Origin of the sequence: Brasilonema octagenarum UFV-OR1 (genome assembly GCF_963888615.1) — a bacterium.
GTDB classification, from domain to species: domain Bacteria; phylum Cyanobacteriota; class Cyanobacteriia; order Cyanobacteriales; family Nostocaceae; genus Brasilonema; species Brasilonema sennae.
In genome coordinates, this window is the sequence record NZ_CAWPKW010000104.1 from 1 (window position 1) to 11,579 (window position 11,579).

The 11,579-nt window shown below is 41.3% G+C and carries 10 protein-coding genes; 3 read left to right on the top strand and 7 right to left on the bottom strand.

What is annotated here, in order from left to right; translation table 11 throughout:
* Nucleotides 1-105: 105 nt before the first annotated feature.
* On the bottom strand, nucleotides 106-1,395 hold the full coding sequence (locus tag AC5590_RS08050; protein ID WP_169268455.1) for a glucose-1-phosphate adenylyltransferase: 1,290 nt from the start codon (nucleotides 1,393-1,395) through the stop codon (nucleotides 106-108).
* Between the two features lie 741 nt (nucleotides 1,396-2,136).
* Here AC5590_RS08050 and AC5590_RS08055 point away from each other — a divergent pair.
* Nucleotides 2,137-2,676: a flavodoxin gene (locus tag AC5590_RS08055; RefSeq protein ID WP_169268456.1), complete on the top strand. Its 540-nt coding sequence runs from the start codon at nucleotides 2,137-2,139 to the stop codon at nucleotides 2,674-2,676.
* A gap of 145 nt (nucleotides 2,677-2,821) precedes the next feature.
* Here AC5590_RS08055 and AC5590_RS08060 read toward each other — a convergent pair whose 3' ends face one another.
* The 3 genes from AC5590_RS08060 to AC5590_RS08070 form a co-directional block, all read right to left on the bottom strand.
* On the bottom strand, nucleotides 2,822-3,100 hold the full coding sequence (locus tag AC5590_RS08060) for a hypothetical protein (RefSeq protein WP_169268457.1): 279 nt from the start codon (nucleotides 3,098-3,100) through the stop codon (nucleotides 2,822-2,824).
* Nucleotides 3,101-3,223: 123 nt separating this feature from the next.
* Nucleotides 3,224-4,960, bottom strand: coding sequence for a S8 family peptidase (locus tag AC5590_RS08065; protein ID WP_169268458.1), 1,737 nt, complete (start codon nucleotides 4,958-4,960; stop codon nucleotides 3,224-3,226).
* A 912-nt stretch (nucleotides 4,961-5,872) separates the two neighbouring features.
* Nucleotides 5,873-6,091 (bottom strand): hypothetical protein, encoded by a 219-nt coding sequence (locus AC5590_RS08070; RefSeq protein WP_169268459.1) that lies wholly within the window; start codon nucleotides 6,089-6,091, stop codon nucleotides 5,873-5,875.
* A gap of 387 nt (nucleotides 6,092-6,478) precedes the next feature.
* Between AC5590_RS08070 and uvsE the strand changes: the two genes are divergently transcribed.
* Nucleotides 6,479-7,447, top strand: a complete 969-nt coding sequence (gene uvsE / locus AC5590_RS08075; protein ID WP_169268460.1) for a UV DNA damage repair endonuclease UvsE — start codon at nucleotides 6,479-6,481, stop codon at nucleotides 7,445-7,447.
* Between the two features lie 265 nt (nucleotides 7,448-7,712).
* On the opposite strand, the gene AC5590_RS08080 is transcribed toward uvsE, so the two are convergent.
* Together AC5590_RS08080 and AC5590_RS08085 are read right to left on the bottom strand one after the other, a co-directional pair.
* On the bottom strand, nucleotides 7,713-7,955 hold the full coding sequence (locus AC5590_RS08080) for a hypothetical protein (protein ID WP_169268461.1): 243 nt from the start codon (nucleotides 7,953-7,955) through the stop codon (nucleotides 7,713-7,715).
* A 74-nt stretch (nucleotides 7,956-8,029) separates the two neighbouring features.
* A complete protein-coding gene (locus AC5590_RS08085) occupies nucleotides 8,030-8,269 on the bottom strand; it encodes a hypothetical protein (RefSeq protein ID WP_169268462.1) in 240 nt (79 codons plus the stop codon).
* A gap of 425 nt (nucleotides 8,270-8,694) precedes the next feature.
* Between AC5590_RS08085 and AC5590_RS08090 the strand changes: the two genes are divergently transcribed.
* A complete protein-coding gene (locus AC5590_RS08090; protein ID WP_169268463.1) occupies nucleotides 8,695-10,293 on the top strand; it encodes an Hsp70 family protein in 1,599 nt (532 codons plus the stop codon).
* Nucleotides 10,294-10,513: 220 nt separating this feature from the next.
* Here the strand turns inward: AC5590_RS08090 and AC5590_RS08095 are convergent, their stop codons facing one another.
* On the bottom strand, nucleotides 10,514-11,026 hold the full coding sequence (locus AC5590_RS08095; RefSeq protein WP_169268464.1) for a L,D-transpeptidase: 513 nt from the start codon (nucleotides 11,024-11,026) through the stop codon (nucleotides 10,514-10,516).
* Nucleotides 11,027-11,579 lie beyond the last annotated feature (553 nt).

Genomic DNA, 11,579 nt, shown 5'->3' on the forward strand with positions numbered 1-11,579 from the left:
GTATCTCCGTAGGAGACGCTGCGCGAACGCTCTTAGCGTGCGCTTGCGCTTACGCAGTAGCCTGGCTGTCGGGAAACCCTCCCGCAGCACTGGTCTCACTAATGACTAAATAATGGTTCCATCTGGAATGACGGCATTTTTTAGCACGACAACGATACCACTTTTGATATGGAAACCTTGATTTTCGCGCTGAGCTTCTTGGACATTATCTTTATTGATAATTTGCACATCAGAACCGATGCGAGCATTTTTATCAATGATGGCACGACGAATTGTGGTGTTCGCACCAATCCCTAAAGGAATTTCCCCACTTTGAGAGTCTGACTGGCGTTCAGCAAATGGTTGATAGTAATCTGCTCCCATGATTAGGGAATCTTGGATAATACAACCAGCTTCAATGCGCGATCGCACTCCCAACACCGAATGTTCAATCCGGCAATTTTTGACAATGCAACCTTCACTAATCATTGATTCTGTGATTTGGCAATCTAAAATTTTACTGGGAGGTAGGTAACGAGATCGAGTATAAATTGGCGCTTCTTCATCGTAAAAGCTAAACGATGGCTGAGGTTGTTTAGTCAGTGCTAAATTAGCATCATAAAATGCCTCAATTGTTCCGATATCTTCCCAGTATCCATCGTATAAGTAGGCTTGAACGTTGTAATTGTTTGCAGCATCGGGAATAATTTCTTTTCCAAAATCTGTCCGTTCTGAAGCTTCATTCAACAGCTTAATCAAAACTTCTTTTTTAAAGACATAAATCCCCATTGAGGCAATGTGGGGCTGTTCTTGAGCCTGTTCTGGAGTCAATCCCAGTACAGTTGTATCAACGCGCATCTCTTTTAGCGCATCACCTTTGGGTTTTTCGCTGAAATTGATTATCCTACCAGACTCATCAATTTTCACTAAGCCAAAGTCAGAGGCGCGACGCTCATCAATTGGTAGTACAGACAGAGTAATATCCGCTTCAGTTTCCCTGTGACGCTGTACGAACTGACGGTAGTCCATGCGGTACAAATGGTCACCCGAAAGAATAAGATATTCATCTACATCCCACTCTTCTATCAACCACAAGTACTTGCGAACCGCATCAGCTGTACCTTGGAACCAGTTGAGGCTATCTGGGGTTTGCTGTGCAGCTAGAACTTCTACAAAACCCTCCGTAAAGCCAGCAAAGCTGTAAGTACGAGCGATGTGACGGTTCAGCGAAGCTGAGTTGAATTGCGTCAGAACATAGATTTTATATATTTCTGAGTTTATACAGTTACTGACTGGAATATCGATCAAACGATATTTTCCAGCCACTGGTACGGCTGGTTTAGCCCGTAACTTAGTGAGTGGATAAAGGCGGGTACCTGCACCCCCTCCAAGGATTATTGCCAAAACTTTTTTCACAAGATTTCTCCTGACTGCCTTTCAACTCTCACCTACAGTTTAGGGCTAGCTGAGACCACTGATAAAGGGGGGGAGGCTAGATTATGGTATTGCTCATGACAAATTTTCATATGACCAATAATTTGTTATGTTAGTCACTTGACTTTTTTGTAGAAATACTAAATTTCAAAATCTACTATGTAGGTTCGGGGAATGTAGGCGAATGGGCAACCCCAGACTTTTGTAGTGTTCACGCGGCTTCCCATAGGGTAGGGTTGGGTAGCACAAGTGCGTCAACTGCCGTTCATTAGTAAGGGTTTTAGGCGTTTTTAGATTTCTAATGGTAGTTTTGTTTATTTCTTTACCTATCTACATACTTGTTGAGATTCCTGGGAAACTTCAAAAAATCAATTCAATTCTGTAGCCAATCATTAATTCTCGAAAATATCACTTGTAATATTTAAACTTTTTTTAGTTGTTAATCTAAATATTATTTAATTAGCGCTCATTCCAATTTCTATTCATTAAGTAGCATACTTTATAGCGTATTGTCTCACTAACAGGGATGCAGTCATCTGTTGTGGGAACAATGGTTGCCTATAAATTTTCACCTCAAATGCTAATTATAGGGAATTTGTGCCAAATTCTAACCTGTCAAATCTTGGGAATCTCTGCAAATAAACATCCTAAACGATCACAGGAGAAAAAATTCGCTGCCTGCGGCACGCTGCTAACACATTCAAACCCAGAGGAGCTTTTGTTATGGCAAAAATGGCTATTTTCTATGGCAGTACTTCCGGTATCACTGAATCAATCGCCACGAAACTACACGAGCATTTTGGTGAGGATCTTTGTGATCTTTACAGCATGGAAGAAGATTTTGAAAGCGTCGATCAAATGCTTGAGTACGATTATTTGCTCTTTGGTTGTTCTACCTGGGGTTCAGGGGAAGTCCAAAATGATTGGCGCGATCCTATATTCGAGATGTCAATCGAAAAACCGGACTTTACAGGCAAAACGATTGCTTTATTCGGTGCGGGTGATTGTGTAACTCACGGAGAACAGTTTGTTAGCGCCTTGGGTACTTTATATAACCACTTCAAAGAATTAGGTGCAACTTTAGTTGGTGAGTTCCCTCTAGACGGTTATACTTACGAATATTCCTTTGCTGTACGTGACGATAAATTTGTCGGACTACCTATTGACGAAGTGAATGAGAGCGATAAAACCGATGAACGTATTGCAAGCTGGCTTGAGGTATTGAAACCACATTTTCCTAGCGCATCGTTGGAAACTGCTTAAATGACTCAAAAGTGAAAAGTCTTGACAGCGTATGGTGCGAGCGCGCGTTACTCATAACCTAGAGTCGCAGCTTTCTCTTTAAGTACGCTTCCCCAAAAGCGATGCTGCTTCGGGCAGTTGCGAAGCAGCATCCACTTGTTGTTTTTCACTTACGATTAAACAAGCGCAAATTTTGAGACAGCTTAATATATTGAACCCAAGGCTGCTCTGACAACTGAGAAATTGCGTTTGGTGATAGAGTTGCTGTGAAAACATCCTTTTCAGGAGTTACATCTGCAACACCTAAGTTTTCTAATACAGTAGTTGTATCTGTAGATCTTGCTTGATTTTCAGTATGAATAAAAACTTTTAAACCATGCTCTTGTGAGTTATTAACGTCATTGAGCGCTACTGCAAGGGCGCTATCTAGCTTTTGATAATTCATAAAAACCTTCCAGTAAGTCAACAGGGGCAAGCTTTTTTGCTTGCCCTATTATTAACCTATCAAATTATTAGGTTATTATTACCTATCCTTATACAGACTTAATGCATTTATCTGTACCTCCAACTACAGATTTTGTGCATCAATCAGTCCATAACCCCATTTGCTATCAAAGGTTCCGGCTGGTTTTTTTGGTATGGAACTATTTTTACGTAGCAGCAGTTTAATAGCAGCGGGGTCAAGCTTGGGGTTACGCTGCAACAGCAGTGCGACTAAGCCAGTGACGAAGGGTGCAGCCATACTCGTACCAGCTAACACCATGAATTTGGAATTAATGATCGTTGAGCGATCAGAGTTGGCATTGGAGGAAAGAGTAGAAACAATCATCGCTCCTGGTGCTGCGACATCCGGTTTTTTAGCATCATTCCGCAGAGGTCCTTCACTGCTGAAATCAGAAATTGTATTCAAAGAGAAACCCATTTCTTGGGCTTTATTGTCTATGTCAGTGTACTTATCTTTTGTTGTATAAGCAGCAACTGTAATTGCACTGCTGGCACATCCAGGAGAACCAATTTTCACTGAGTCAGATATACTTTGACCGGTAAATAAGGTGGATCCATCTAATGTCCACACATCCAACCGTACATCTTTGGCTGAAGTGTTTTTGAACCGTAACTGCCAAATTCCACCCTGGACGGGTGGAGTATAATTGCCCTTTCCTTTACCACGAATTTGTACTAAAACGTTATAGTCGCCATTGCCTGGATCACGTTTTGGTGTTGCAACTTGCACTTGCGAATCTTGTAAGGTGTATTCCTTGATATAATTGCCATCAGCAATGACTGGTTGGAAGGGGGTGACGAAACCGTTGGGACTACGCAAGGACACTTCTAATTGACCTGCACTAGAGTACCAACTGTTTAACGTTGCTATGCTGGCTTGATTCAATGGTACGTTGAAGCGCATGGTATGAGTTTTACCAGGAGCAACAATTGCTTGAGCGTGAATGTTATCGTTGCCCTCGTTACCAGCAGCACAGCAAACTATACGTCCAGGACCAGTTACAGAGTCAATAACTTTTGACAGCGAGTCGGTTCCGTCATGAGGGTCAAAGTGTCCCCCCAAACTCATATTAACAACGGCTGGACGTCCTAATTCTCGGGCGACGCGGAAGATGTAGCGGACAGCATCGGCAATGTGACCTTCATCCAAGTCGCTTCTGACGATGAGCAATTCTGCCTCTGGTGCGACACCACCATAGGTCGCATCCATACCAGCAGCAATTCCAGCAACGTGAGTTCCGTGACCGTTTGTATCTTGGGAAATTGTGAGTTGTGAGCCAGTTAATTCTGCCCCATATTTACCTTCTATCACTCCGGAACCAGACAGTGTTTGGTCCCAGATACGTAAAATACGTCCTTTAAAGGCGGGGTGCTTTGGATCAATACCGCTGTCGATAATACCGATAATCACTCCCTTGCCAGTAAGGTTGCTATTTTTCTTTTTAAACTCTGGAATGTGTACTGTGGTTTTGGCAACGTCCATGTGCAGTCTAAGTTTCCGCGATGGCTTGATGCGCTCAATCGCAGGGTCATCAGATAAGGCGTCTAAATTTTGTACGGGTAAGAACGCCGTCCGCACGTGTCCTCTATTTTGGTTGACTTCAATACCGTGTTGTGATAAATGACTCAAGTCTGCATTTTCATCACAGTAGATAAAAACTATGCTACGGGTTGGTTTGAGGTTGTTTTTCGGGGGAACTATACTCAGCATTCTGATCTGGGGAGTTAAAGCTTGCTGTCCTTCCCGTTGATAGTCTTCAAATGCTAATAGCAGTCCGGGAGATAATTTTTCATGTCTCATTTGACGTCTCTTGAATATATTGAAGTTGAATATCTGCAACATTTTAGCAGGACAATCTGAACAATTATGAATTGTGAATAATTTTAGATTTCCCTGATTGTTGAATAAAATTTATGGCAGTTCTCAAGGGGTAAAATACATATTTTTCTGAGCAATAAGGTGTTATATCCAAAGGAAAACGGCTAAAATAATGATTTTTTGGGAAATTATATTTACAGAAATTACCAATTTTCCTAAAATCAAGATTTTTCTTTGCAGAGCTACAGAATCTATTTATTGATGGATTCATTATTCATGATTGACAAATTTTTCAGTGACTTTAAGTAAATACAATTGCAGTGTGAATCTTTACGGAAGAACTTAAAATTTTTTTGGATATTTCATATCAATTGGTATCACACATGTGGAGACGTTGCATGTGAGTAAGCGCGCTCTTGGTAGGGCAACGTCTCTACAAAAGTTACTGTTCTTACAAAGAATCCTATGAAAACTGTATTGTAGTAAAAAATACTTATATGAAATTTGAGTTCAAATGCAGTGCGAGCCTAAAAGCTCGCACTATGTTTACAAAATTGGGATGACCGGCATCCGGGATTTAGGGGAGTAGCAGTTAAAATTTAGTACAAAACTATACTTTCCAGACCTCCTCTCACCTCGACAAAATCCAAATCAAATAACTTAAGTGATGTTATTTGGCAAAAGTTAGAACCAGTCGCGCAAAAGTTTTTCGATTGTCATTAATTATGGTGACATCAAAAAACTCAAAGGTACTCACAAATAAGGCTTTGGGCGTATAGGAGCGCAATTGGTAGAAAATGGATTTGATCGAGATCAGACATTCAAGCTTTACTTTTTTAGTTTTATCGCGGCTAAAGAGTGCATTCCATTCAAAATCAAACATGGAAAATGGAACTATACCCTAGATGTAGGCTTGAGAAACAACCAAGCCACAAGGAAGATTCCAGCTGTAAATAGTTGCGTTAGATCCATAGCAGACAGATAACCATCGGAAAACGAAGCAATACTGCGATCAGTGATTCCAAATAGCCACGACGAGATACCAAACACCCAAATTCCATTTTTTATATTTCCGACAAATTGCTTAGAGTCTGATGAGTGCTGATTTTTCATGATTTTCGACCTTGGTGAAGAATCTGATGGTTAGAGGATGCACCAGCGGCGGATACCAGCCACTAGTAGATTTCAGGTGTTATTTTTCCCCCAGCTGAAAGTTTTTCTGACTCTGGCTGTTGAACTTTATATTTATTTCATAAATTTAACAATTTTTAAGGTACTTGACATAACTGCCAAAAGGTACATATCCTCTTGTTGTGAGGATAACATAATCTAGATGTACTTTTTGTCAATAGGTTTTCAATCCTAAAATGTAAAGATTGATTTATTTTTTGGATAAATAACGTGAAGTACCCACCACCAAGCGGGTGACTTCTGCCTTTGGATACTGATCATTCCTGGGCAGAAATGAGTTAAATCAAGAAAGTGATAGCAATATGTGATATGTCAGCAGTGCGGGAGTCTAAATCCCCATCAGGGGTTGTGATTAACAATTCACCTAATGCACAGCAGTTGCAAAAAACTGCTTTACCGCACTTAGGATTGGTTTGCATTACATTGTCCAAAGAGGTGCGCTTCCGGACAATAACGCGTAAGCGCTACTTAGAACTCCCAGAGAACCAACGTGAAACCGCCCTAAAAGTCATTTATCGGGAGAACTTACAGCGCTTAGATTTGGCGTTAACTTTTTGTGTGCGCAATTCAATACAGCTTTATCGAATGTCCTCTGCTTTATTTGCGATGAGTGACTTGGAGGATGAAGTGGGCGCAACTGTTTTAGAGAATATGAGCGCAGATTTAGCCAAAATCGGGCAAAGGGCAGCAAAATTAGGCATCCGAATGGTATTACACCCGGATCAATACGTTGTGCTCAGTTCTGATTCACCGCAAGTGGTGGCATTAAGTCTTAAAATCTTAGAGCGACACGCTCGCACACTAGCTTTACTAGGTTTACCGCGTTCTTCTTGGTCATTAATGAACATTCATGGTGGCAAATCTCAACGTTCGGATCAACTGGTGGATGTTATTTCTGAATTACCAGAAAACATCAAAAGCCGCTTGACTTTTGAAAATGACGAATACGCCTACAGTTCCAGTGAAATTTTAGAAGTTTGTCAACGAACTGGCATACCATTGGTATTTGATGCTCATCACCATATTTGCCATGAAAGTTTAGACAGTTACGACGATCCAAGTGTTGCCCAAATGTTTTATGCTGCAAGAGAAACTTGGGCTAACCCAGACTGGCAGTTAGTCCACATTTCCAACGGTCAACAAGCTTTCGGTGATAGGAAGCATAGTGATTTTATTAACGCTATGCCCAATGTTTACCGAGAAGCGCCTTGGATAGAAGTCGAAGCAAAAAGCAAGGAAGAGGCGATCGCCCATTTACGTTCTTGGTGGCTGCGTTAAGTTCCCTTCCCTAATCTTGGGTGTCTAAGTGCGGCTTGATCTTGTTTAGCCACTTTTTTGATTCTTCCAAGATTTCCCTTGTTTGCTTCATATGCTCCTGAGAACCCTGGAGATGTTCATTTGTTATTTGTATACGTTCCTGGGAGGACTTCTCTAATTTTTTTGCTCTTTCATTCATAACTCAAATAACTCTTTGATAATAAGCGTGAATTATAAACAATATTTCAACTACTTTACTTTGAGATCATTCCCAAAACTTAATTTTTTATTTTGTTGTTTTTCTAAGCTGAGTCCAATTTTTATTAAATTGAGCGTAGTGAGCTTTGAAGGTAACAAACTGACAACCAAGCTTTATATACCGAGCCTTAAGCTCTTGTGAATCAGTTCTAAGTTTCTTGGAATGAGCTATAATTTCATTAGCAATTTCCTTATTGAAAGTATTTTTTTGAAAAATTATCTTGTCCATCTTGTGCAATTCTTCTGATTGAACTTCTTCATCATTGATCATAGTAAGTCGCTCTACTACTGACTCGCTAGCAGATTTTTCAATTTTAGAAATTGTCTGTTGCTAGTTCTTTACCCTCAAAGAGTGTTGAGTGTTCTTGCAATACACAAATTTTGGTTTGTCGCCTTTAATTCTTGCTCTACCTCTTCGGGTTGCTGCTGTTTGTACTGCAAATGTAGGTTTTGGCTCTCTACCAACTCACACAAAAACTCTGCCTGCTCACGTAAAAACTTTATCTGCTCATAAGCAGCGAAAAATTTTTCATCAGTACAGGCTGTGTGTTGTTCAACTTGGGGCTGTTGCCGCTTTTTCCGCATCGTTTGAATGATATTTGTCTAGAGGAGCGATGTTACATCTAGCTTTGTAATTATATTTACAGAAATATTGAAAAAAAACAATCTTTCTTTTGGCACATGACTAAATTGAGTTTTTCTTGATAATAATATATACTTTTTGAAAAAAAAGTCAGTACAGTTTATGTTTTCTGTTAAGCGTTCCCTAGCTCAACTAGTAAGTATGGCTAGCGGGTACGGTCACGGCTACCGCTGCTCTTGCGTGCGTCTCCTACGGAGATACGCCACGAAGCGCGAACATAAACCAAACCGGATTCCTATAGAAATTATTTCTTTGAGCATAGTGCTGGTAAAACTGGTGTTGAGGAGAACTGCGCTCGTGAACATACAATAGCTAATGAGAAAATAATCTCATGCGTTGCATATTTGCGTGAGATTATAAAAAAGTTATGGCAATAGCAATAGATTTTGGTACAAGCAACACAGTCATCGCTCGCTGGAACCCTGTCACCCAACAACCAGAAACTCTCAATATACCTGGTTTATCCATTCAACAAGGTCTCAATCCCCCACTGATTCCTAGCTTGGTTTATGTTGAAGATGCCTCGAAGGGGCAAGTGTTATTGGGTCAACAAGTGCGCGATCGCGGTCTTGATTTAAAAAATGACCCGCGATTTTTCCGCAGCTTTAAACGCGGTATTGGTGCAGACATCCAAGGTTTCTTACCAGAGTTGGATGGACAAATGATCACCTTTGAGCGGGTGGGGCAATTGTTCCTCTCTCAAATCATTGAGCAATTGGCACCACTGCAAGGGGGAATAGATTCTCTGGTGTTAACAGTACCTGTAGACAGCTTTGAGGCTTATCGCCACTGGCTGGGACAAGTTTGCCAAACCCTAAACGTCGAACAGGTGCGGATGCTGGATGAACCGACAGCAGCAGCTTTGGGTTATGGTATGGTAGACCAAGAAATTCTCTTGGTAATTGACTTTGGCGGCGGAACGTTGGATTTATCTTTGGTGCGGCTAGATCAAACCGTGCAAAGAACTCAAAAACCCGTAGGATTTCTTCTCAAGTGGGGTAACAAGTCCTTAGCCGAAGACTCAAAGCAAAAGGTAAAAACCGCTCGCGTGTTGGCGAAAGCTGGGCAAAATTTGGGTGGTACTGACATCGATAATTGGCTGGTTGATTACTTTGCCAAAACTCAAGGGTTGGTGGTGAGTCCTCTGACAACACGACTGGCGGAAAGAGTGAAGATTCAACTTTCAAGCCAAACCCAAGCAAGCGAAGTTTATTTCAACGATGAGACGTTTGAGAGTTATGAGTTAGATCTCAACCGCGACACTCTAGAAACTATCCTCGCAGAACACGCATTTTTTGAACGACTTGATGAGTCGATGACTTCTCTGTTGCAGCAAGCACGACGCCAAGGGATAGAAGTTTCAGATATTAACGCTGTTTTACTTGTCGGTGGAACTGTACAACTGAGCGCAGTACAAACATGGGTTAAGCAGTATTTTGAACCAGAAAAAATTCGTTGTGAGCGTCCTTTTGAAGCCATTGCTCAAGGCGCTTTACAAGTTGCTCAAGGCGTGGAAGTGAAAGATTTTCTCTACCATAGCTATGGTATCCGTTATTGGGATCGCCGCAACAAATGCCATAGTTGGCATCCTATCGTTAGTGCTGGTCAGCCTTACCCAATGAGTCAAGCAGTAGAATTAGTTTTGGGCGCTTCTATGGAGAGTCAGCCTAGCGTAGAATTAATTATGGGTGAGTTGAGTGCGGATACGGGCGGTACGGAAGTTTATTTTGATGGGGATCGCCTGATTACTCGCACTCCAGCCAGCTGTCAAACAAACGTCAAACCCCTTAACGATAAAGATGGGGCAAGATCAATTGCTCAACTGACACCACCAGGATTTCCGGGGAGCGATCGCATCAAAGTCGGCTTTCAAGTTGATGAACAACGCTTTTTGCGAATCACAGTTGAGGACTTGTTGACAAGTGAAACGCTGTTGGAAAATCAAGTTGTGGCGCAGTTGAGTTAAAACAGGAAACAGGGAACGCTTAACAGGGAAACTGAATAAACATGGCTTGTAGTAAGCTTTTGATACCAAGTTCTGGCTCAATTACCTCTATCCCCTCTCCTTAATAAGGAGAGGGGTGCCCGTGAGGGCGGGGTGAGGTGAGACCAGTGCTGCAGGAGGGTCTCCCTCCGTAGGCATCTGGCGAACCCGGAGGGTATCAACGCTTACTACAAAACATTCCCTACCTTTGCACCACGACAGGCGTTCCTATCGATGCCCAGTTAAACAGCAATTTAGCGTTTTTGGGAGCTATATTTGTACAGCCATGACTTACTGGTGTTCCAAATTTTTTATGCCAGTAAGCACCATGAATTCCATAACTTCCGCTGTAATACATAGTATAGGGAACGTTGGGAATATCATAGTCCTCACCCTGCATTCGAGCAGACTTCTGCTTGGATTGAATTTTAAAAACACCAGTAGGAGTCGGGGTAGATTTCTTACCTGTAGAAATAATAAATGTATAAACAGGTTTGTCACCTTCCCAAGCTGTTAAGCGTTGGTTTGAAAGCTTAATTTGAATCCAACGCTGTTCGGATTGTCGTAGCGCTAGTATTTGTTGTTTAACCGTCTGGCTTTTTGATTGCGCCCAAACTTCACCTGAAGGTTGACTAACAACACTCAACGTCAGTGCAGCACCAACAAGAAATACTTTCAAGGAACGCGCCCAGCCAGGATAATTCAGGCTTTTCATGGCATATATACTCAAATGACAATATAATTTAGGGAAAGTCTTTAGCTTCCTTCTAAATTCTCCATCTGATTTCATCGTAAACCAACTACAAATTTGATTTTCTATCTGTTGGGCGATGGTGCAGAGGGGAGAACGCTGTGCACCATCGCCCAACGGCAAATCTCGTTGCGCTGGTGCTACCAAACTTGCTAAATAAGGATAAAAGTATAGGTACAGAACACTAAGAGGATGTTTGAAAAGTCGGTGAGGCAGTAAAAAAAGCTATCAAGGCATAAGCTGTAAATACGTAATAAAAGACTTCTACCCAATTTCTTTGAGAATAGGTATTCACTATAAGTATTTAATATCTGAATTTCTTCTTTGATTTATCTTCATTATTCAAACAGGACAATTTGCTCTATTCTAGATAGTTTGATTTAATTTCCCAATATTATTAACAATTAAGATGGGTTCGCCCTGGAAGGGGAATGAACCTTTACTTTTTCCCCTATAGATTGGCCGGGACGATTTTAGATTTTAAATTTTAGATTTTAGATTGGGGGTTGGTCGGTAC